The sequence below is a fragment of the Alteromonas sp. LMIT006 genome, from assembly GCF_024300645.1.
Lineage (GTDB): Bacteria > Pseudomonadota > Gammaproteobacteria > Enterobacterales > Alteromonadaceae > Opacimonas > Opacimonas immobilis.
Genome location: NZ_CP101291.1, coordinates 185977 through 204936 on the forward strand (window position 1 = coordinate 185977; position 18960 = coordinate 204936).

General features: G+C 43.5%; 24 protein-coding genes. 9 read left to right on the forward strand and 15 right to left on the reverse strand.

The genetic code is table 11. The annotated features are described in order from the left end of the window. Positions 1-46 precede the first annotated feature (46 nt). On the reverse strand, positions 47-790 hold the full coding sequence (locus NLG07_RS00845) for an SDR family NAD(P)-dependent oxidoreductase (protein WP_254855806.1): 744 nt from the start codon (positions 788-790) through the stop codon (positions 47-49). Beyond that, positions 787-1185, reverse strand: coding sequence for a thiol-disulfide oxidoreductase DCC family protein (locus NLG07_RS00850; protein ID WP_254855807.1), 399 nt, complete (start codon positions 1183-1185; stop codon positions 787-789). The genes NLG07_RS00845 and NLG07_RS00850 overlap by 4 nt, the downstream gene beginning before the upstream one ends. A gap of 128 nt (positions 1186-1313) precedes the next feature. Between NLG07_RS00850 and msrA the strand changes: the two genes are divergently transcribed. Then, positions 1314-1853 (forward strand): peptide-methionine (S)-S-oxide reductase MsrA, encoded by a 540-nt coding sequence (msrA, locus tag NLG07_RS00855; RefSeq protein WP_254855808.1) that lies wholly within the window; start codon positions 1314-1316, stop codon positions 1851-1853. Positions 1854-1877: 24 nt separating this feature from the next. Here the strand turns inward: msrA and mgtE are convergent, their stop codons facing one another. The 12 genes from mgtE to NLG07_RS00915 all read right to left on the reverse strand — a co-directional run bounded on the left by mgtE (position 1878) and on the right by NLG07_RS00915 (position 11064). Then, positions 1878-3236 carry a magnesium transporter gene (mgtE, locus tag NLG07_RS00860; RefSeq protein WP_254855809.1) on the reverse strand — a complete coding sequence of 453 codons (1359 nt, stop codon included), beginning with the start codon at positions 3234-3236 and terminating at the stop codon, positions 1878-1880. Positions 3237-3311: 75 nt separating this feature from the next. Beyond that, positions 3312-3590, reverse strand: a complete 279-nt coding sequence (locus NLG07_RS00865) for an HPr family phosphocarrier protein (RefSeq protein WP_254855810.1) — start codon at positions 3588-3590, stop codon at positions 3312-3314. Between the two features lie 2 nt (positions 3591-3592). Further along, positions 3593-4450, reverse strand: a complete 858-nt coding sequence (rapZ, locus tag NLG07_RS00870; protein WP_254855811.1) for an RNase adapter RapZ — start codon at positions 4448-4450, stop codon at positions 3593-3595. A gap of 20 nt (positions 4451-4470) precedes the next feature. Further along, complete coding sequence (ptsN, locus tag NLG07_RS00875; protein WP_254855812.1) at positions 4471-4914, reverse strand: PTS IIA-like nitrogen regulatory protein PtsN; 444 nt, start codon at positions 4912-4914, stop codon at positions 4471-4473. A 2-nt stretch (positions 4915-4916) separates the two neighbouring features. Next, a complete protein-coding gene (gene hpf, locus NLG07_RS00880; protein WP_254855813.1) occupies positions 4917-5204 on the reverse strand; it encodes a ribosome hibernation promoting factor in 288 nt (95 codons plus the stop codon). Positions 5205-5232: 28 nt separating this feature from the next. Continuing rightward, positions 5233-6690, reverse strand: coding sequence for an RNA polymerase factor sigma-54 (locus NLG07_RS00885; RefSeq protein WP_254855814.1), 1458 nt, complete (start codon positions 6688-6690; stop codon positions 5233-5235). Between the two features lie 54 nt (positions 6691-6744). Further along, positions 6745-7470: an LPS export ABC transporter ATP-binding protein gene (gene lptB, locus NLG07_RS00890; RefSeq protein WP_254855815.1), complete on the reverse strand. Its 726-nt coding sequence runs from the start codon at positions 7468-7470 to the stop codon at positions 6745-6747. 5 nt (positions 7471-7475) lie between these two features. Then, positions 7476-7976, reverse strand: a complete 501-nt coding sequence (lptA, locus tag NLG07_RS00895) for a lipopolysaccharide transport periplasmic protein LptA (RefSeq protein WP_254855816.1) — start codon at positions 7974-7976, stop codon at positions 7476-7478. 15 nt (positions 7977-7991) lie between these two features. Further along, positions 7992-8555, reverse strand: a complete 564-nt coding sequence (lptC, locus tag NLG07_RS00900; protein WP_254855817.1) for an LPS export ABC transporter periplasmic protein LptC — start codon at positions 8553-8555, stop codon at positions 7992-7994. Continuing rightward, positions 8555-9100 carry a 3-deoxy-manno-octulosonate-8-phosphatase KdsC gene (gene kdsC / locus NLG07_RS00905; protein ID WP_254855818.1) on the reverse strand — a complete coding sequence of 182 codons (546 nt, stop codon included), beginning with the start codon at positions 9098-9100 and terminating at the stop codon, positions 8555-8557. Before kdsC ends, lptC begins: the two co-directional genes overlap by 1 nt. A 1-nt stretch (position 9101) precedes the next feature. After that, entirely contained in the window at positions 9102-10070 is a 969-nt protein-coding gene (locus NLG07_RS00910) for a KpsF/GutQ family sugar-phosphate isomerase (RefSeq protein ID WP_254855819.1), read from the reverse strand. 37 nt (positions 10071-10107) lie between these two features. Further along, positions 10108-11064: a calcium/sodium antiporter gene (locus NLG07_RS00915; protein WP_254855820.1), complete on the reverse strand. Its 957-nt coding sequence runs from the start codon at positions 11062-11064 to the stop codon at positions 10108-10110. A 230-nt stretch (positions 11065-11294) separates the two neighbouring features. On the opposite strand from NLG07_RS00915, the gene NLG07_RS00920 reads away from it, so the two are divergent. Genes NLG07_RS00920 through murA form a run of 7 tightly spaced genes read left to right on the forward strand, consistent with a single transcriptional unit; the run spans position 11295 to position 15897 of the window. Continuing rightward, a complete protein-coding gene (locus tag NLG07_RS00920; RefSeq protein ID WP_254855821.1) occupies positions 11295-12119 on the forward strand; it encodes an ATP-binding cassette domain-containing protein in 825 nt (274 codons plus the stop codon). Next, positions 12116-12892, forward strand: coding sequence for a lipid asymmetry maintenance ABC transporter permease subunit MlaE (gene mlaE / locus NLG07_RS00925; RefSeq protein ID WP_254855822.1), 777 nt, complete (start codon positions 12116-12118; stop codon positions 12890-12892). Before NLG07_RS00920 ends, mlaE begins: the two co-directional genes overlap by 4 nt. Before the next feature lie 8 nt (positions 12893-12900). Beyond that, the gene (gene mlaD / locus NLG07_RS00930; RefSeq protein ID WP_254855823.1) at positions 12901-13368 is read left to right on the forward strand and encodes an outer membrane lipid asymmetry maintenance protein MlaD; all 468 of its coding nucleotides are present in this window, start codon (positions 12901-12903) and stop codon (positions 13366-13368) included. Between the two features lie 20 nt (positions 13369-13388). After that, positions 13389-14063 (forward strand): phospholipid-binding protein MlaC, encoded by a 675-nt coding sequence (locus NLG07_RS00935; protein WP_254855824.1) that lies wholly within the window; start codon positions 13389-13391, stop codon positions 14061-14063. Beyond that, positions 14063-14347, forward strand: coding sequence for a lipid asymmetry maintenance protein MlaB (locus tag NLG07_RS00940; RefSeq protein WP_254855825.1), 285 nt, complete (start codon positions 14063-14065; stop codon positions 14345-14347). Before NLG07_RS00935 ends, NLG07_RS00940 begins: the two co-directional genes overlap by 1 nt. 20 nt (positions 14348-14367) lie before the next feature. Then, positions 14368-14625, forward strand: coding sequence for a BolA family protein (locus tag NLG07_RS00945; RefSeq protein ID WP_254855826.1), 258 nt, complete (start codon positions 14368-14370; stop codon positions 14623-14625). A 9-nt stretch (positions 14626-14634) separates the two neighbouring features. Next, entirely contained in the window at positions 14635-15897 is a 1263-nt protein-coding gene (gene murA / locus NLG07_RS00950; RefSeq protein WP_254855827.1) for a UDP-N-acetylglucosamine 1-carboxyvinyltransferase, read from the forward strand. Here murA and NLG07_RS00955 read toward each other — a convergent pair. Then, positions 15875-17002, reverse strand: a complete 1128-nt coding sequence (locus tag NLG07_RS00955; protein ID WP_254855828.1) for a hypothetical protein — start codon at positions 17000-17002, stop codon at positions 15875-15877. The two genes, murA and NLG07_RS00955, sit on opposite strands and share 23 nt — an antisense overlap. Positions 17003-17097: 95 nt before the next feature. Here NLG07_RS00955 and NLG07_RS00960 point away from each other — a divergent pair, with 95 nt between their 5' ends. Continuing rightward, the gene (locus NLG07_RS00960; RefSeq protein WP_254855829.1) at positions 17098-18939 is read left to right on the forward strand and encodes an alkaline phosphatase family protein; all 1842 of its coding nucleotides are present in this window, start codon (positions 17098-17100) and stop codon (positions 18937-18939) included. The last annotated feature ends 21 nt before the right edge of the window (positions 18940-18960 follow it).

The window sequence follows — 18960 nt, forward strand, 5'->3', positions numbered from 1 at the left end:
TTTTTATTTCGGCAATAATAGTATCAGTGTTGCGCCAGAATGTCATTTACCAAGGAATATTTTGCGCATCCCAATCGACATAATACGGTGAATGTTCGGCCTGTGCGGATTGTAACTGTTGAACCAGACATTCTGCGGTAAATGCAGGTGTGAAGAGTTTTTTTTGGGGTACATTCGCTTGAAACGGCTTGGATAATCCAGTGTCTACTGTACCGGGATGATACGCCATCAATGTAACCTGCTTATGTCGTCTTGCGTACTCTATCGCCGCATTTTTGATCACCATATTCAAAGCGGATTTAGATGCGCGATAACCGTACCAACCCCCTAAGCGATTATCGCTAATACTACCGACACGTGCCGAGAAAAACGCCATGGTTGTCGGCGCGTTTTTTGCCACAACGGCTGGAAGATTTTTTAACCACAGTGTTGGCATAATGGTATTCACTGTAAAATAGTATTGCATCGCGTCTGCATTGATATCTTCAAGGCGTTTTTCCGGCTTAATGCCCAACTCTGGATTGTGCAATAAGCCAATCGTACACACTACATAGCGATAGGTTATACCTTCTGCTTTGCGGGCAGAAATAAACGCTTTGATCTGTGATTCACACGACGAGTCAACCTCAAAATGCTGAACACTGCCTCCAAAGTCTTTCTGTGGAAGGCTTCGAGATACCGCATCAATGTAAGTGACTGAAGCACTTAGCAGAAGTTGTTCTATCACCGCTTGAGCAATGCCACTGCTTGCACCTATTACTAGAGCACGTTCACCGTTGCTTTCAGTCATACTTTTCCTTGGGGATTAGGGCCACATGTGGAACATCGTTTTTGACCAGTTAACCAATACGAGATGGTATAACGATGTTTGGCAAATATATGATAAGCGTGGTCAGCAAACCACCTAATGACCGGCCAACGCAATGGTGCATACAACCAGCCCTTACCGACTAATGACCAAGCTAAATGTGTTACATCAAGCCCGGTAATCAACTCTCCGGTGTCAGTCATACCGTGAATCCGATTATTTAATGCATGCCAATCCATGTTTGGGTACCGCTGTACAAAATCTGGCGCCATAATGTCCTCGAAGCGCAAATGACCATCTCGATTGAGCTTGCGCAGGTGAGACATTTCTTTTTGGCAAAGTGGACATTGGCCATCATAAAATAACGTTAAGGTCATATACTTTCTCCATATAACAAAATAAATACGGACAAAATGACATTTAGTGCAATTATTTTTTTGCAATACTTGATCAATGTGCTTCCAAACACCATAACAATAGCTAATAAAATGTGTTAGAGAATAAAATGTCCAAATTAGAGCAAATCACATTGGCCGGCGGATGCTTCTGGTGCATTGAGTCTGCCTTCAACCGAGTCAAAGGTATTGAACATGCCGTATCAGGTTACAGTAACGGATCCGTCATTGATCCTACCTACGAGCAAGTATGTGCTGGTGACACCGGACACGCAGAAGTCGTACAACTGACATTTTACCCAGAGCAAATCTCGTTAGAGCAGATCTTTGAAATATTCTTTGCCCTGCACGACCCGACGCAACTTAACCGCCAGGGCAATGATATTGGCTCACAATATCGAGGCGGGATTTATTATCACAACGAAGCACAGCATCAAGCCGCAATTGCTTTCATTGCCAAGCTGAGAGCCGATAAAATCTATGACGGTGAAATTGTCACAGAAGTGTTGCCGCTAGAAAATTATTATGACGCAGAAGATTATCATCAGGACTATTTTAATAACAATCCTGGAAACACTTATTGTAACTTTGTCGTTGGTCCGAAGTTAACCAAGTTTAAACAAACCTTTGCCCAGATGCTCAAAGATTAAAGCGCAGTAGCAACGCTGTACGGACTAAATCAAAAATAGCGTTGCCGTGCCAAGAAAGGCAAAAATCCCGACGACATCGGTGATTGTAGTCAGAATAACACTCCCTGCAAGAGCCGGATCTATTTTGAGTTTCTTCATGATCAGTGGTAATGTCGCGCCTGACAAACCGGCCGCGACCATGTTCATCATCATCGCAAACGCGATGATCACACCGAGCTGAAAATCTTGTTTCCACAATGCGACAACCGTAGCAATCAACGCCGCCCAAATCATCCCATTGAGAAAACCAATCGCAAGCTCTTTGCTGATCAAAAACTTTTGGTTGGATTCATTGACGTGCCCTAGTGCCATACCCCGTATAACAAGAGTCAATGTCTGATTACCGGCCACCCCACCCATGCTCGGCACTATGGTATTGAGGATGGCAAGCACTGCTAATTGTGCCAGTGTTTGCTCAAACAAATCAGACACCATTGCCGCGAGTAAAGCGGTAACCAAATTCACTCCTAACCAGACAGAGCGGCGTTTGGTCGATTGCATGACGGGCGCAAACGTATCTTCTTCGTCATCAAGACCGGCCATACTCATCATTGAATGCTCAGCGTCTTCGCGAATGATATCAACCACGTCATCAATCGTAACCCGACCAACCAGAAGGTGATTCTCATCGACAACGGGCGCCGATAACCAGTTATAGCGCTCAAACAACATCGCTACTTGATCATCAGGGGTACTCACAGTGATTACTTCTGGCTCTTCATCCATGATCTCAGCTACCGTCATCTCAGAAGGAGAAGTCAGTAAGCGAGTCACAGGAACACTGCCGATTAACACATCTGAGCGATTGACTACATAAAAGGTATCGGTGTTTTCAGGTAGTTCTCCGCGCAATCTGAGATAACGTAATATCACATCAATCGAAACATCCGGACGTAAGGTGATGGTGTCGGTATTCATAATGAAACCGGCGGTTTCTTCACCATAACTCAAGGCTTGCTCAGCACGCTGGCGGTCTTGGGCATCCATCGAATCAAGAATATCTTGTACTACGTCCACCGGCAAGGTACTGAGCGTCTCAGCCAAGTCATCCGTATCCATGTCCTCAAGTGCTTCAACGACATTATCTGGCATCATTTTACTAATAATACCGTTACGCACGTCTTCAGACAGTTCTTCTAAGACGTCACCGTGATAATCCGCATCGAGTAATTCCCAAAGCTCATCACGGGTTTTACTTGGACTGGATTCGAGAATCAGGGCAACATCACACGCGGGAGTTTCATGCAGGATCTTGCGCACAGAAACAAACTTACCGGCGTTAAGTGCGTCGATAATCATGCTAACTTGGTTGACTGGAGTGGGCGTGGCTAAGAGTTCTGCCATAACTTAAGTTCCACACTGTGCGCGTTTGGAATATGTTAATGATAAACGAAAGATGGACAAAAAGAAATTGAGAAGTTAGTTATCCTCTTCTAAAAACTTTGTACAAAACAGGGTTTTAACTGCCTCAAATGCTTCTTCAGCATCGTCGCCTTCTACTGTTACCATAACTACTTTGCCTTGCGACCCCGCGAGTAACATTAGTCCTAAGACACTTGAAGCGTCTGCGGTTTTATCACCAATTTGCAATGTAATAGTCGAGTTGAATTCGCCAGATATTTTGGCTAACTGAGTCGCAGGTCTAGCATGCAACCCTAAGCGATTGACGATAGTGAGTGCTTCACAAATTTTTGGCATGGTTAGTTTTTCTCATTACGCTGCAATTCACGATGACGAATTTGCACATCTGGGTACATATCCATTATGTTCTGTTTGAGTTGTTCTGCAACATACACAGAACGGTGTTGCCCACCTGTACACCCAATAGCAACCGTTACATAACTCCGATTATTGCGCTCAAGATGGGGTAGCCATGTGGTGATTAAATTTTGGATCTGCCAGATAAACTTGCTCACAACGGGTTGTCCGCCAAGAAAATACTGAATGGGCTTATCCAAGCCAGTAAAGTGCTTTAATTCCGGCTCCCAGTGAGGGTTGGGCAGAAACCTGGCATCAAACACGTAGTCTGCATCTTTGGGTATGCCATACTTGAACCCGAATGATTCAAAAACCAACACTAAGCGAGTGCTTTTTTTGCCCAAAATCCGCTCTTTGACTATTTCAGCTAAGTCATGCACTGTGAGTTTGTCAGTGTGGATCACCAAATCGGCCCGTTCTTGTATCGGCTCTAATAATAATTTTTCAGATTTAATTGCTTCTTCTAAAGAACGGTTATGGCGTGATAACGGATGCAAGCGTCTGGTTTCGCTATACCTTTTCAACAAGACGTCTTTTGAGGAATCGAGGTAAACAATTGACACATCCCATGCATTCGGTAGATAGTCTAGTATTTCGGCAAGCTCGTTAGATTCTTTGGGTAAGTTACGAACGTCAACACTCACCGCGACCTCATGGTACTCGTTTGTCAAGGTTTGTGTCAGTGCTGGTAATAAGTTTACCGGAATATTATCGACACAATAATACCCTAGATCCTCAAGGGCGCGCAGTGCAATCGATTTGCCCGAGCCTGAACGTCCACTGATAATAATGAGTTTCATATAGGCTCCTAAAGCTCGGGTTATTGCAATGCGTCGATGATTTGCTGTGGAATGGTAGCTGCGCGGATCTGACTGACTATGTGCTCATCATTGAGTTTTGCAGCAATGGCTGCGAGCGTTTGCAAGTGTCCTTCTATTTGCTCTTCGGGTACCAGAAGTGCGAAAAAAATATCGACGGGTTCATTATCTACCGCATCAAAATCCACACCCGGTTGTGTCGTTAAAACGACCGCGATCACTTCTTCAATATTGGCTAGACGACCATGCGGTATGGCAATCCCTTTGCCAATACCAGTTGACCCCATCTTCTCACGACCGACAAGACTTGCCAGTACTTCAGCTTGAGGCACATCTTCTAGCTGACTGGCAACGACTTGAGAAATGGTTTCTAAAATACGTTTCTTGCTTTGACAAGAGACCGCACATAAAGTGCGGTCTATATCGAGTAAATGTTGAATGCTCATGATTAATGACGCTGAAGCTTTTCCTTGTGCTTAATCACTTGACGATCCAGTTTGTCAATTAAACTATCAATCGCCGCATACATATCTTCGTGTTCAGAGGTTGCAAACACCTCACCACCATTGAGGTTCAATTTAGCTTCGGCTTTCTGTCGAATTTTTTCGACATTCAAAATCACTTGTACATTGTTGATATGGTCAAAATGACGCTCGAGTTTCTCAAATTTCGTATCAACATAATCCCGTAGTGAATCAGTAATTTCAACGTGGTGACCAGTCAGGTTTATTTGCATAATTGACTTCCTTTTTGTTTCATTGTTTTTAAACCAAGCTTTTGCGTTGGCTCGAAGATGGGATGTTCAAAGACTCCCGGTACTTTGCAATGGTTCGCCGCGCTACTTTGATACCTTGATCGGCTAACACTTCTGCAATCTTGTTATCGCTGAGCGGTTTCACTGTGTTTTCTGCCGCTACGAGCTTTTTAATTAATGCGCGAATCGCTGTTGATGAGCATTCACCACCGGATTCTGTTGCCACATGGCTAGAAAAGAAATATTTCAATTCAAAAATACCACGAGGCGTATGCATGTACTTTTGTGTAGTGACACGAGAGATAGTGGATTCGTGCATATCTACCATTTCAGCTACATCATTAAGCACCATTGGCTTCATCATCTCTGGACCGTGCTCAAAAAAACCTATTTGCTGTTGCACAATACAGTTTGCGACCTTAAGCAATGTGTCATTGCGAGATTCCAGGCTTTTAATAAACCATTTGGCCTCTTGTATGTGCGATTTGACAAACTGGCTATCTGCGCTATTGCGTGAGTTTTTACTCAATGCTGCATATTGTTGGTTAATATTTAACTTAGGTAAGCTATCAGGGTTAAGTTCGACTAACCAACGTCCGTTCTTTTTGACCACGCTCACATCGGGAATGATGTAAGATGGGGCCTCAGTTTGTATAACACTTCCCGGTCTTGGGTTAAGTGTCTGTAATAACAGCATTACTTCGCGTAGCTCTTGTTCTTTTAGACGCGTTTTGCGCATTAAAGTTCGATAATCTTTTGCTGCAAGCAAATCGCTGTATTCGGTAATAATGTCTTTTGCTTCTGCTAGATATGGTGTGTCTTGGTCAAACTGACGAAGCTGAATCAATAAGCATTCTTGTACATTCCGAGAACCGGAACCCACGGGATCAAACATCTGGACCCGCTTAAGGACACACTCAACTTCATCGAGTTCGACATCCTCAATATCAACAGCTTCAAGAATTTCTTCGGTTGAAGTCGTCAGATAACCGCTGTCATCAATGCTATCTATGATCGCGAACGCTATGGCACGGTCGGTGTCTGAAAAAGGGGTTAAATCTACCTGCCAAAGCAAATGGTCTTGAATATTCTCAGTCGTTTCACCTTGGTAAACACTATCATCGTCACCACCAACCGTGTTTGTCATCGGTGCAGGAGCTGAAGATGCACTGTAGTACTCATCCCAGGTACTGTCTAATGGCAAATCGTCCGATACATTATCGGATTCCAGCGCCTCATGAGATGAAATAGAATCAGCACTAGCGGATTCTTTATCTTGAGATTCGTCGAGTGATTCGGTATTGCTAGAAAAGTCGTCTTCCACTTCTAGTAGTGGATTTGCATCAAGAGCTTCTTGTATTTCTTGTTGTAAATCCAGTGTAGAAAGCTGTAGCAACTTAATCGCCTGCTGCAGTTGCGGCGTCATGGTAAGTTGTTGACTGAATTTTAGTTGCAGTGAGGGTCTCATCTATATCCTTAATCTAACCTAGCAGATAACATCCAAAATACCTGCATGTATTGATTATAGCCTAAATTGTTCCCCTAGGTATACTTCCTTAACTTTTTGATTATCAAGTACTTGCGAAGCTGTACCCGAAGCAATCAATTCCCCTTGGCTGACAATGTAGGCTTTTTCACACACATCAAGTGTTTCACGCACATTGTGATCTGTAATCAGTACACCTAAGCCTTTGTTTTTAAGTTGCTGAATAATGTGTTTGATATCCCCAACAGAAATTGGATCAACACCAGCAAAAGGTTCATCCAACAAAATAAACTTCGGATTGGCCGCCAATGCTCGAGCAATTTCAACACGGCGTCGTTCTCCACCAGATAAGGCCATACCCGCTGAATTGCGAATGTGATTAATATTAAACTCGTCAATTAGTGCGTCAGCTTCTGCTTCTCGCTGCTCTTGCGAGAGTTCTTTACGGGTTTGCAAAATCGCCATGATGTTGTCATAAACGCTTAATTTACGAAATACCGACGCTTCTTGAGGTAAATAACCAATACCCTGCCTAGCGCGTTCATGCATTGGATGATAAGTTAAATCTGTTTGATCTAAGGTAATTTCGCCCTTATCTAATGGCACAATACCGACAATCATATAAAAGGTCGTAGTCTTGCCTGCACCATTAGGCCCTAACAGACCGACTATTTGTCCTGACTCAACCTCTAAAGAAACATCCCGCACCACTTGTCGAGACTTATAAGACTTTGCGAGATGAGTTGCCTTGAGAATTGCCATAGTGTTTATTGCTCTTCTTTTTGTGGTGTTTTTTCAGCTTGAAAAACCGCTTTAACTCGACCTGAATCCCCATCGGTCCCAGAGGCGATTAATTGCTCATTGAGCATGTCAAAAATAATATTTTCTCCCGAAACCGTACTGGAATCCTGAGCTAACTGAGCACTTCCTGACAAGTTGATTTTTTTATCTTTTCGAGTATATCTAATTTCATTTCCCGATGCTTTAACGAGACTGCCATCCTGAGAGCGTTGCTCAAATGAGGCTGGGGTTCCTGTTGCGATAAACAGTTCGTTACCATCTCCCGCACTGGCATCGATCCGGACTTCATCTGCAGTAATTTTCAATGAACCTTGCGTAATCACGACGTTCTCTTTGTAGACCGCTACATCATTTAAGCCATCCACAAACTGCGTGACCGATTTGATTGTGATAGGTTGAGCAAAATCGCTTTGTTCCGCGTGCAAAACGCAACTCATAAAAACGGCAAAAATTAATATTAAACGCATGTTCATCTCGTTGACTTATTGGGTTGGTTTAAACTCAGTATGAGTATGTTCAAGTAATGCAAAGCGTTTTTGTGCTAAATTAGCATCTAAACCATTGCTGTGCATGGAAAATTCTTTACCACGCAACACTATCGCCGAGTTAGAACTCAACGCTTTGGTATCTAAATTCATCTCTATATATTCTGCACTAATTTGCTGAATAAAGTCTGTCTCATTTTGACTTTGGATGACAATATTATTTTCAAGTAGCATACGATTATCATCGTACAAGGTGCCCTCTTGCGCACTGATAATGTATTGGCTGCCATCTGCCAAAAAGATCGTATATCGCGGTTGGGTGAAGACCATAAAGCCCAATTCGGCGTAATGTTCCATTCTCTTAGCATTGATTTCGTGACTTATTAGGCCTGCTTCATTAAAGCGTTGCGAAAATAATTCTTCAGCTAAGTAGGTCGGGGTCAACAGAGAAGGTTGATTTTCATTGGTCTGTTGCTTGTTTGAATTCACAGAAATGGGCAAGTTATAAACAATAATAACCAGAATGAACAGGACAAAAATTGAAAAACCAACTCGATTCATCAAACACTCGCACTGTGAATATGATTCAATTGCCCATGAGCTTGTAATAGAGTATCAGTGACCTCGCGTACTGCGCCTTGACCACCCTTAGTCATGGTTATCCATTGAGCTTGTTGTTTTACCAAAGGGTGCCCATCGGCAACACTTATGCATAAATTCGACTCAGTAAACATACCAATATCAGGCATATCATCACCCATGCTTGCTACGTTTGCGCTTGTCAAACCTAGAGTATCTTTCAACGAGGCAAGTGCTTGCGCTTTGTCTTCGCATCCTTGAATAATGTGTTTCACACCTAGAGCACTCATTCTGTTATGCACTAAAGAGGAAGCGCGTCCAGTGATGATGGCAACCTCTACCCCTATGCTTTGTAGTGATTTCACGCCATAGCCATCACGGGTATGAAAAGCTTTGAGCTCTTCCCCCTGATTACCTAAATAAATTCGACCGTCAGAAAAGATCCCATCGACGTCAAAAGCAATCAGCTTGATCTGAGTTAATTTAGTCGCGACGTCATGAGACAAGTTGGTGTAAAGAGTTTGCACGTTAAACGACCCCTGCCTTGAGAAGCATGTGCATATTAAATGCACCGACAATGTTGTGTTCCTGATCGACAACTAATAAGGCCGTTATTTGCTTTTGTTGCATGATATTTAAGGCGTCTACGGCAAGCATTTCTGGTGAAACTGTAATCGGATTAGCTGTCATTACGTTTTCGACTACGCTGCGATGTATATCGATTTTTTGATCCAAGACACGGCGCAAATCACCGTCTGTAAAAATTCCCTTTAAGCGTTCATCAGCAACCACGCCAGTCATTCCTAAGCCTTTTCTACTAATTTCTAGTAAGGCCTCAGTAATCAAAGTATCCGTGTTTACACTTGGTATTTCTTCTCCACGCAACATGATATCACTGCAGCGTAGCAATAATTTTCGACCAAGAGAACCTCCAGGATGTGACAAGGCAAAATCTTCAGAGGTAAATCCTTTAGCATCTAGCAACGCAATGGCCAATGCATCTCCAAGTACCAAGGTAACGGTTGTTGAAGTCGTTGGTGCCAGGCCAAGAGAACACGCTTCAGCTGGCACCGGAATGGTGAGTACTAACTCAGCGTGTTGAGCAAGAGTTGATTCAGCTTGCTGAGTTATAGCAATGTAGGGAATATTGAGTCTTTTGAGAACAGGTAATAATCCGAGTAACTCTTGTGTTTCGCCCGAATTAGAAATGGCGATCACCACATCGTTGGCGCTTAGCATTCCTAAATCACCATGATTCGCTTCACCAGGGTGAACAAAAAACGCTGGAGTACCAGTACTGGCAAGCGTTGCTGCGATCTTCGAACCGATGTGTCCAGACTTACCCATGCCCGAGACAACGACTTTGCCCTGACAATCTTTTAGTAACTGACAAGCCGCAACAAAGGTTTCGTCTAAGACCTTAGGTAACTCAGCAAGCCCTTTCGCTTCGGTTGCGATGACTTGCTTGGCAGATTGAATAAAGTGATGCTCAGACATAATTTTCCCTTGTTCCTAATTCGGCTTATGCTGCTTATTATGCGAACAACAGGACTTGATATGCAATAAAACAAGCAAACAAAATCGCTCCTTCAAAGCGATTGATGCGTCTAGTACCGACAAAATTAAAACTAAAAATAAGTAAAACAACGGTCAAACTCAACATGACCAACAAATCTCTACCTGCTGCATTTGGGTCAAACATACCAGGCGCAAAGACCGCCGGCATGCCCAGCACCGCGAGTAAATTGAAAATATTTGAGCCAATAATATTACCCATGGCTAAGTCATCTTCTCCTTTGAGAACTCCAGCCACACATGCAGCGAGTTCTGGCAAGCTGGTACCAATCGCGATGATCGTTAAACCAATAACCAAATCACTAATACCTAAGTATTTGGCGATGAAGACGGCAGATTCGACCAAAAAATGAGCGGATAAAGGTAACATAACCAAACCGACAATCACCCACATGACGGCTATAGACGTATTAACGTCAGAGGGTATTTCGGTTTCATTTTCGCTCACAAGTGGATCGTTTTTGTCTACTTTCATTGACAACACGCCCATACCAATAAGTACTAAGCCAAACATGACTAACAAAATGACACCTTCGTAAAAGGCAAACACACCATCATGTAAAAACCAGGCCGCCACCAAACACACAAAAAATAACACTGGAAATTCACGTTTTAAGGTGCCAGAAGAAACGAGTAAAGGCTTGATTAAAGCCGTGATCCCCAAAACTAAGGATATATTGGTGATATTTGAGCCTATCGCATTACCAATCGCGGTATTCGGGGAACCGCCTACTGAAGCGGTTGCCGACACGACAATCTCTGGTGCGGAGGACCCCATGGCCACAATAGTTAACCCAATCATCATAGGTGAAACACCCAGATTTTTGGCTAGCGCTGAGGCCCCGTGGACAAAGCGATCAGCACTCCAACTAAGCACTAGAAGACCGGCGATAAAAATCCCAATTTGTATTAACACGCGAGCAAAATCCTTGAATAAAATGTATTAATGGTGAACATTTTGTCTAAATCAACGGTCTATGAACCATATGAATGTATAATAACGTAAAATACACTCGGTTGGCGATTTATCTTAGACAAACCTTGTAACTTTTAAGATTTGCCCCATGTACCTGTCTTGTCGCATAATATAGACAAACATAACAGCAATGCACACCTCCAATTAAGGTTAAGGAACCACCTGTATTCATGAGTAACTCATCTACACTAGTGTCCGTTGAAAACTTGCGTTTTTTACGTGGTAATCGCGTTATTTACGACGGTATTAACCTCACTATTGAAAAAGGTAAAATTACCGCGATAATGGGTCCCAGCGGAATAGGCAAAACCACCTTAATGAAATTAATTGGTGGGCAACTCAAACCAGACAGTGGTGATATACGTTATGCCGGTAATTCTATTCCCCAGATGTCACGAAGGGAACTTTACAAAACCCGCAAAAAAATGAGCATGCTGTTCCAATCTGGCGCGTTGTTTACTGATATTTCGGTGTTCGATAATGTGGCATTTGCCTTGCGCGAGCACACCAAACTCGATGAGGACATCATTCGCACCTTAGTCTATCTGAAACTTGAAGCCGTTGGCCTGCGTGGAGCGGCTGATTTAATGCCCAGTGAACTTTCCGGTGGCATGGCACGGCGTGCAGCTCTAGCACGAGCCATTGCGCTCGATCCTGAGCTCATCATGTATGACGAGCCATTTGCCGGACAAGACCCGATATCTATGGGCGTATTGGTTAAGCTTATCAAAGCGCTGAGCAGTGCTTTAGATTTGACGAGTATTGTGGTAACCCATGATGTCTCTGAAGTACTCGACATTGCAGATTATGTGTATATTCTTGCCAACCAAAAAATCATCGGCGAAGGAACACCCTCACAAATTAAGGCTTCTGACTCGGCACTAGTTCAGCAATTTTTGCAGGGTGAAGCAGATGGCCCTGTGCCGTTTCATTTCCCTGCAGACAATTTATTTAATACCTTGTTAGGCACCGCTCAGCAGGGAGTGAAAAAATGAACTATTTACAATCTATTGGGTACAATACGCTGAATGCCCTAACGGGATTTGGACGTGCTTTATTGATGCTAGTGGGGGCTATTATTGCCGTCCCTCAGCGCAAAAACATTCGCCTCACCATTCACCAAATATACGTTGTGGGTGTGCAGTCTTTATTGATCATCATGGTATCTGGGTTATTTATCGGTATGGTCATGGCCTTGCAAGGTTACACTATCCTGGTGAATTACGGCGCAGAAGGCTCACTTGGGCCAATGGTCGCCTTGTCTCTGCTGCGTGAACTGGGCCCCGTCGTCACGGCTTTGCTGTTTGCTGGTCGGGCAGGTTCGGCGTTAACCGCAGAGATTGGTTTGATGAAGGCCACTGAACAACTCAGCAGTCTTGAGATGATGGCGGTTGACCCACTGCGACGGATTATTGCCCCCCGTTTTTGGGCTGGGGTCATTGCCATGCCAATGTTGGCCCTGATTTTTTCTGCAATTGGTATATTAGGCGGACATCTTGTTGGCGTCGATTGGTTAGGGGTAGATGCGGGTTCATATTGGTCTATAATGCAAGCGACCGTTGAGTGGGATAAAGATGTCGTCAACGGCATAATTAAGAGTTTTGTTTTTGCAGTTGTCGTCACTTGGATTGCGATTTTTAAAGGGTACGATGCAACTCCCACATCGGAAGGTATTTCTCAAGCCACCACTCAAACTGTTGTATACTCGTCCCTCGCCGTCCTCGGCTTGGATTTTGTGCTTACTGCACTCATGTTTGGCATAAACTAGGAGCAACTATGACCACACGTAAAACTGAACTATTGGTTGGATTTTTTGTCGTTTTAACGCTTGCAGCTGGGTTGTTATTAGCATTAAAAGTTGCCAATCAAGGGATGTCTGGTTCAGATCAAAGTTATACACTTTATGCTAAGTTTGACAATATTGGTGGTTTAAAGCCTCGTTCAGCGGTCAAAGTGGGCGGCGTTACAGTTGGTCGAGTGGAATCGATTTATCTCGACCAAGATGATTTTACACCGGTGGTGGTATTGAGCATCTCTGAACAATACAACAATTTTCCAGACACGAGTTCTGTTGCTATTTTGACCTCGGGTTTATTAGGTGAGCAGTACATTGGCTTTCAGCCAGGATTTGCCTTTGATGACCCAGTAGTATTGACCGATGGCGATTTTATTTCAGATACCAAATCAGCATTAGTTCTGGAAGATTTAATTGGACAATTTTTGTTCAGCCGTGACAGTAACTAAGAATATTTAAGGAATTGTTAATGAAGCCTTTTTTCTCACGTATGTTTTGGTCACCCGTGCTAGGCGCACTTTTTATTTTAAGCCTTGTTTTCAGTAGCGCTAAATTATTTGCTCAACCCGAAGTTCTCAATCCATACGTCATGATTCAAGATGCCGCATCGGCAACGTTCGGTAGAATGAAAAATGAAAAGGATCTGATCGCTCAAGATCCAGAACATCTTCGCACGATCATGCGTGAAAACCTGCTGCCGTTCATCGATTATCGTTTTTCTGCCTTTATGGTCTTGGGCAAAAATGCCCGTAACGTGCCTAAACCTCAACTTGCAGAATTTGTTAATGTCTTCAAAGAATATCTCGTTACCACTTACGCTAACGCAATGGGGTATTATGATGATCAAACCGTTTCATTTGAACCTGGCGGAGATTATCTGGGTCAAAAAACCATTACGGTACGCGCTGTAATTCAAGATGATGGACGTCCAGATATAAAGGTAGCTTTTAAAGTTCGGTATGACAGTCGCACTAACTCTTGGAAAGGTTATGATATGGTTGCTGAAGGGATTAGCCTCTTGTCTTCAAAACGCAGCGAATTTGAAACCATTATCCGCCAAGAAGGCGTTGAAAAAGTGATTACTTTGATGCAAGAAAAAATCAACGAACCGATTGTCTTACAAAATACTAACGCGGCACAATAATGGAACTCAGCTACAGCGAAGAACGATTGAGTATATCTGGAAAATGCTCAAACGCTCAGATAACCAGCAATATTACAAGTCAGCTTCCACAAATTCTTAACACAAAGAATCTGCAAGTTGATTTATCCGGGATTGAACTGATTGATAGTGCCGGCCTTGCTGTACTTTTCAATTTATTACGCGACTGCAAACAACGCAATATAACAGTGCGTTTTGAACGTGTTCCTGATAAATTACGTCATCTTGCAGCGCTATCGAATGCCGACGCATTGCTCAACAGCTAGTAAATAGAAAAAGGTTGCCCATGACCAACGAAGAAATCGAACAGCATCTTAAAGAGACTCTAGGATTAGAAGAAGTGCACGTTAAAAGCGATGGCTCGCACTTCCAAATCATCGCCGTCAGCGACGTATTTGACGAAATGTCACGGGTCAAACGCCAGCAGTTCGTCTACGGACCTCTGAATGACAAAATTGCCGATGGCTCAATGCATGCGGTATCAATAAAAACATTTAATAAAGCGCAATGGCAAAGGGAAAAGCTATTCAATATGCCCCAGTAAGGTAGAATCGTGGATAAACTCGTCATTCAACAAAGCCCACCTTTGCGTGGAGAAGTCGTCATTTCTGGCGCCAAAAACGCGGCATTGCCTCTTTTAATGGCATCACTATTGTGCGACTCCCCAATTACGTTTGCTAATGTACCGGTGCTAAGAGACATCAACACCAGTGTTAAGTTACTTGAAGGAATGGGCGTTAAGGTTGATTATATTGACCCGCACATGTTGCAAATTGACCCAACTGAGCTCAATAGTACGGTAGCGTCTTATGATTTGGTGCGGACTATGCGCGCTTCAATTTTGGTGTTAGGGCCATTGTTAGCGCGTTATGGTAAAGCGGATGTGTCTTTACCTGGCGGGTGTGCAATAGGTGCAAGACCTGTTGATATTCATCTGACTGGTCTTGAACAAATGGGCGCCAAGATAGATGTTGAAGATGGCTATATTAAAGCTACGGTTGATGGTCGCTTGCAAGGTTGCAAAATTGTCATGGATATCGTCAGTGTTGGTGCAACTGAAAACCTCATGATGGCGGCGGCACTTGCCCAAGGTACCACGATTCTAGAAAACGCAGCTCGTGAGCCTGAGATTGTCGATTTAGCTAATTGTCTAAACGCTATGGGTGGTAAAGTTTCGGGCGCAGGTACGTCTGAAATCGTGATTCAAGGTGTGAAATCTTTATCAGGTTGTCATTATTCTGTGTTGCCAGATCGTATCGAAACCGGCACATTTTTGGTAGCAGCAGCGGCGACAGGAGGGTCTGTGACCTGCCTCAATGCGGATCCGTCAGCCCTAGATGCCGTCTTAGCAAAATTGCGACAAGCAGGCGCAACCATTACTACTACCGAAGATACAATTCATCTGGATATGGAGGGTAAACGCCCTACTGCAGTGAACATCAAAACTGCGCCTCATCCTGCTTTTCCAACCGATATGCAAGCCCAATTTGTAGCATTGAACTGCTTGGCTGAAGGCACTGGCGTGGTGACTGAAACCATTTTTGAAAACCGGTTTATGCATGTACCCGAATTACAGCGCATGGGCGCTAAGATTAGCCTAGAAGGCAATAGCGCCGTATGCCAAGGCATATCTCAGTTACGCGGCGCTCCAGTTATGGCGACTGACCTTCGCGCATCAGCCAGTCTAGTCATTGCAGGACTCATGGCAAGTGGCGAAACGCACGTTAACCGAATCTATCATCTCGACCGAGGTTATGAAGCCATCGAAACCAAATTAGCCAAGTTAGGCGCGATTATTCGACGCGAGAAGGAATAATCGGCTGAGTATGTTCCCACGCTGTAGTCAAATCTATTTGATACAGCTGAGGAGCAAACGCTTCATATGCTTCGCGCCATGCATCACACTGAATGTTTTTGGCGTAATTACGTTTCCATGGATCATTGACCAAATAGAGTTGGTTTTCCGATACAGCTATGCCTTCTATAGACGCATTGTCTAAAAACTCATACTTGGCACACCCTGCAGGATTAGCCAGTCGATAACGTATCTCAGTGCGATAAATCGGTTGAGTAAAATCGCTCAAATCAACCCACCATAATTCATTATCATTGCGCGCAGCAGCAATTAGCCAGGTTTTACCACGCCATTGGAACAACTCAATAGCGTTTATCGGATTGGGGCGATTAAGATCATAATTTGGAAAATTTACGCGTTTATTTTTGGCCTTAGCAAACTCATCGCGCTCCCAAAAATCAGATGAATAATTAATCGTAAAAAGCTGAGCTTGATTATTGTTATCTTTCTCTAAACCCAAATACAGTGTTGATGCGGTTGCCACAAGCCCTTCAATACCATCGTTGGGCGAGTTCCCAATGTTATCTTTTGGATCAAACTGAACGGCCCTGACCCCTATAACCATCAAGTTATTAGTCAAATTATCATATTGTAATCGCACCAATACCGTGGGAAAAGCTGTGGAGCCTGTGGCTTGGTATTGTTGCGCACATTCTGGAGAATAATTGGCAAAACGTGACGCGTCTTCGGTTACTGTAATGAAGGTATTGTCTTGCAAAGGATCTTTGGCCAATGCCTCCAAATCGGGTCGCACGGTAAAATATTCTGTAAAACAGCTAGTTGCCAAATCAGGACTGATTGAGTAAGTCTCAGAAAATGTCACCCTTGCGGTTGTTGGTGCGATAAAATGCAAACGTCGACGGTTTTGCTCGGCCGCACTGGCGTCGCTGATGGAGACCAGTTGACCATTCCAGAAGGTTAATCCTGAAGGTTGCGGATCAGGAAAATAAGCTTGTTCGATTCGGCTGTCATTCAACCATTGTGCGGCCAAAACTAATGGGCCTTGATTTGGCTTTTCTGATGGAGCCGTTGATTCTGCTGAGCAACCGGAAAGTAACACTGACACAAGACATAGCTTGAAACATTTTTGCCACATATTTATCTACTTATTTTTGTTAGTCTTGACATGTTGTTTATTATTGTACATTTATTACTCAAAACATGGCAAACAAGATCCCTTTACTGATTGCTGGCCCGTTTCTAAGGCATACAAGCCTAGATGAAGTTTGTGTCACGCTTGTGACAAGTTCATTTTGTGAGCCAGAAATTTTACTCGTGCAAAACGGTCGAAAAAATGCCTTCACCTCTAAACATGTTCAACGCGACTGTTTGCCAATGGGTAAAAAAGCTTTTTTACATATTTTGCACGTACAAAAACCAAACTTGTTTTCACCAGATGCTGCATTTACTTACGACATCAAAGTAAACGGTGAAACCTTGTTTACTCAGTCTAACCAGCCACAGTGTTACGTTCCCACTCAATTGACAAAAGTTATGCACGGTTCTTGTCGCAAAATTCACAGTAAAGGCAGTGATGCATTGCCCTCTGTTGCTGCTTTATTGGATGATGATGAGCGACCCGACATACTGTTTTTGACTGGCGATCAAGTATATGTAGATGATGTTGCAGGCCCGACTTTACATGCTATTAATCAAGTTATTTCCCTGCTTGGACTTCACCAAGAAACGTTCACCGATGGGGTGATACAATGTTCCAATGATCTCGCTGAGCACACCTACGGCTATTATCTTCGCGAGTCATTGCTACCTAATACCGAAGCGAATGAAGCGCTTGATAAGGTGTTTTTTGGCGCCAAACGCAAGCCACTATTTACCTCTGTCAATGCGCAAAATCACTTAATGAGCTTTGCTGAAATATGCGCCCTCTATTTGTTGAGTTTCTCACCGGCATTATGGGCGTTTATAGAATTTGACGAGCAGGTAGTTCCAGAGGAATTTCGCGACAAATACCGCAACGAACAAGTTATCGTTGCAGCCTTTGTTGAAGGACTAGACCAGGTGCAAACCGTATTGGCTGCGATTCCAACTTATATGATTTTTGATGATCATGACGTCACGGACGATTGGAATCTCAATCGAGCATGGGAAGAGGCTGTATACGGACACGCTTTTTCTAAGCGCATCATTGGTAATGCTTTGTTAGGTTACACTTTGTTCCAAGGCATTGGCAATCAACCTGAACGCTTAAAACCACTGCGCCAGTTACTCAAAAAACACCTTCTTAAAACCAAAATTAAAGCCCATGATGAGCTACTAGAGGGCATATTTGAGTGGGAAAAATGGCATTACTCACTCAATACTGAGCCTCCCGTTCGAGTCTTAGACACACGTACAAGGCGCTGGCGTTCAGAGTCAAATCCCAAAAAACCGTCGGGACTGATGGATTGGGAAGCATTGGTCGATTTTCAACAATCCATTGTTGGGCAAGATAATGTGATTGTGGTATCCGCTGCACCTATTTATGGTATGAAATTTATTGAGATGATCCAACGTGTGTTCACTTGGTTTGGACAAGCGCTAACGGTAGATGCCGAGAACTGGATGGCCCATAAGGGGACGGCCAATGTGATGCTCAATATTTTTCGCCATGTCAAAACCCCACCACGTTTTATGATCCTAAGCGGCGATGTGCATTATTCTTTTGTGTATGATGTCAAAATGCGTTTCCGCCGCAATTCACCTCAAGTACTACAGTTCACCTGCAGTGGGATCAAAAATCAATTTCCAGAGCGATTATTAAGTGTCTTTGATCGACTCAACAGAGTGTTTTACTCATCACGCTCGCCATTGAACTTTTTGACTAAACGCCGCTTTATGAAAATCACCGAACGCAAGCCTGTAGGATATGCTGGTGCAGAACATATCAATCCTTGTGCCATGGGAGTCCTACACCTCCCCGACACCCCAAACTTTGATTTGAGTGAGGTAAAATGTACATTACTCAGTGCCGATAAGCAGAAGATAGCTTTTGAGGATGAGTGATTTTTGGTATTCTACGCGCCA